The 2,582-nt window shown below is 64.0% G+C and carries 2 protein-coding genes; both read left to right on the top strand.

What is annotated here, in order from left to right; all coding sequences use genetic code 11:
* On the top strand, positions 1-183 hold a 183-nt coding region (locus tag ACM5SV_RS36540), incomplete at its 5' end, for a hypothetical protein (protein WP_419425526.1).
* A 239-nt stretch (positions 184-422) separates the two neighbouring features.
* Positions 423-2,414 (top strand): methyl-accepting chemotaxis protein, encoded by a 1,992-nt coding sequence (locus ACM5SV_RS36545; RefSeq protein WP_128439624.1) that lies wholly within the window; start codon positions 423-425, stop codon positions 2,412-2,414.
* Positions 2,415-2,582: the final 168 nt, after the last annotated feature.

Below are 2,582 nucleotides of genomic sequence, written 5' to 3' on the forward strand. Positions count from 1 at the left end.
ACCAACCGTTCGAGCGAAGACATGGCGACGGAGATGCTTGCTGAGGTACGAGTTCAAGACCCAAGGATGACACGCATCCCCGCCGCACAGCCCCTTTATACAGCAACGGCAACGTACAAGGATGAGGCTCTCTTGAATGGCGGCGCTCCGAGGCTTGATCTCGGTGCCCGTCATACGCGCTAGGTGACTGCAACCTCTCAGCCCCAAAAAATCACAGCCATCCCCCGCCTCGTGTTAGCGCGGAATTAAAGAATATCGCCTCTTATTTGTTGCGACGACATCGGACCCCGCCAGCCGATCGCATGATGCAAGCGTCAGCCCAAACGTAATCCCTAAACCGCGATATTGAAGCCGCGTTTTCTGCAACAATTGATTTCAAAAGCACCGGGCGCGACACGCCCCGTCAATCGGGTGACATTTCCATGCTGAAACATCTGAAAATCCGCACAAAAATCATATCGGTCGTGGCGCTCATGGGGCTGATCACGATGGCCGGGCTGATCTATGTCATCTCCGAATTCCGCCGTGCGGATGCGGCCTACAGCGCCTTCATCGATCATGAAGCGCAGGCCTCGATGCTGAGCGCGCGCGCCAGCGCATCGGCGGTGGCCTCGGTGCTGCAGGTCACCCTGATTGCCGACATGAAGCCCGATACGCCGGCATTCCAGACGGCGCTCGCCACACCGAGCAAGCTGCCGCAGGCGCGTGACCGCATGAAGCAGGCGCTGGCGCTGGTGCCCAGCCGCAAGCCGGCGATCGATGAGATTCAGGCCGGCATCGATGAGATCGAAACCCTGGCAAACAAGATCATCGAACAGAGCAAGGCCAAGGACAGCGCCGGCGCGCTTTCGAATGTTGCCCTGATCAATGCCAAGCTCGATGCGCTGACGCCGAAGATGATCGCCAACAATGATGCGATGATGGCAATGCTCAACGATGGCGGCGACGCACTCTCGGCTTCCGTCAACGGACGGATCGTCTTCTGTTTCGTGCTGATCGGCATCGCCGTTCTCGCCGCCGTCGGCTTCAGCGTGGTCGTCGCCCAGAAGGGCATCGCCGGCCCGATGACGCAGCTGCGCCTGCGCATGACCCGGCTTGCCGAGGGCGATACGACAAGCGATGTCAGCGGCCTCGACCGCGGCGATGAAGTCGGCCAGATGGCAAAGGCGGTTTCGGTCTTCCGCGACAATGCGATCGAGCGTGCCCGGATCGAGGCGCGCGCCGAAACAGACCGCGACGTCAGCGACAGCGAGCGCCGCGACCGCGAGGCGCAGAAGGCCCGCGAAGCATCGGAACTCGACCGCGCCGTCACCGCACTCGGCGACGGCCTGCGCCGCCTCGCCGCCGGCGATCTCGCCTCGCATATCGCGGAGCCCTTCGTCGCGCATCTCGATGCGCTGCGTGAGGATTTCAACAACTCGGTCGAGAAGCTCAACGAAACCCTGCATACGGTCGGCGCCAATGCCCGGGCGATCGGCGCTGGCGCCAACGAGATTCGTTCCTCCGCGGACCAGCTTTCCCAGCGGACGGAACAGCAGTCAGCCTCCGTCGAAGAAACGGCAGCAGCGCTGGAGGAGATCACCACGACGGTGCGCGACGCCGCCAAGCGGGCCGAGGAAGCAAGCCAACTCGTCGCCCGCACCCGCCTCGGCGCCGAGAAATCCGGCGAGGTCGTCCGCAAGGCCGTCTCCGCCATGCAGCAGATCGAGAAGTCCTCGGGCGAAATCTCCAACATCATCGGCGTCATCGACGACATCGCCTTCCAGACCAACCTTTTGGCTCTGAACGCCGGCGTCGAAGCCGCCCGCGCCGGCGATGCCGGCAAGGGTTTTGCGGTCGTCGCCCAGGAAGTGCGCGAGCTCGCCCAGCGCTCGGCCAAGGCCGCCAAGGAGATCAAGGCGCTGATCAGCACCTCCGGCTCGCATGTGCAGACCGGCGTCTCGCTGGTCGGCGAAACCGGCAAGGCGCTCGATTCGATCGTCCAAGAGGTGCAGGAGATCAACCAGCACGTCCACGCGATCGCCGAAGCCTCCCGCGAACAATCGATCGGGCTGCAAGAGATCAACACCGCCGTCAACACCATGGACCAGGGCACGCAGCAGAATGCGGCGATGGTCGAGGAATCGACAGCCGCCAGCCATAACTTGGCTACGGAAGCGTCAGCGCTCAACAATCTGCTCGGCCAATTCAGGCTGACCGGCACCGGCGGCTTCACCACGAGCGCGCCAATCGCCGCAGCACCTCGCGCTGCCGCCCGCCCGGCAGCCAGGGCAGCCCCGATCCGCGTCGCCCGCGAAGGCACCGCCCGCCCGGCCGCCTCGCCGGCCCGAGCGCTGGGCCAGAAGATCGCCAACGCCTTCGGCGCCGGCAGCAGCACATCGCCGAGCCAGGATCCCGACTGGACGGAATTCTGAGCCGACCTCGGCACGAGGCGCGGCTGTCCGGTTCGCGCCGCGGCTGCCCCTCACCCTAACCCTCATATGCGCTAGGTTAAGCGAGCGTGTAGATCGTCGCATTGTTTTCGGCGTCGTCGCGGCGGCTCACAGAGGTGGCGACGACTTCGCGTGACGAGATTACAGACG

This window comes from Rhizobium sp. CRRU65 (assembly GCF_048551595.1).
GTDB classification, from domain to species: domain Bacteria; phylum Pseudomonadota; class Alphaproteobacteria; order Rhizobiales; family Rhizobiaceae; genus Rhizobium; species Rhizobium leguminosarum_J.